Origin of the sequence: Holdemanella porci, from assembly GCF_019052655.1 — a bacterium.
Lineage (GTDB): Bacteria > Bacillota_I > Bacilli_A > Erysipelotrichales > Erysipelotrichaceae > Holdemanella > Holdemanella hominis.
On the sequence record NZ_JAHQVB010000171.1, the window covers coordinates 1 to 558 of the forward strand.

At 34.6% G+C, this 558-nt stretch carries 1 protein-coding gene; it reads left to right on the plus strand.

Annotated features, from left to right (window positions below):
- The coding region (locus tag KTQ83_RS12005; protein ID WP_217256966.1) for a transposase at nt 1-558 on the plus strand (558 nt) is incomplete at both ends.

Here is a 558-nt window from a genome sequence, read left to right on the forward strand (position 1 = left end):
CATCAACTGGACTTATTTCTCCGTATTGGATGGGCTTGCCCATCCGTTATATTCAATTAGAGGAGCGTCTTAAAGTAAAAGTTGTAATTTGTGATGCATACCAGACTTATTTGACCATGCCAGAAAAGTATTTTCCTAATTCCTGTACAGTATTGGACTCGTTTCACGCTGTAAAAACCATTATTTCTTACCTCAATGGGTACATCAATAAAGTCATGAAGAAATATCAGGATCGTGACAAAAAAGCTCTTGAAGAAAAAAATCACGACACCAATCGTGACAATAAGACTATTAAAAAATCTAAAGAGGTCATTCTGCTCCAAAACTATCGCTGGGTAATGCTTAAAAATCGAGATGAAATCAATTACTCATACAATCGACACTATCATAAAATGCTTGGCATGAATGTTGATACTTATACAATAGAAAAATTATTTCTTCAGCTAGACCCAAACTTCGAAGGCCTTCGTGACCTTAAGGAAGAATATATTCAATTCAATCACACAGAATACGATAACGAATTCGATGTTCTTCTTGATTTAAACGCATTGATTGATA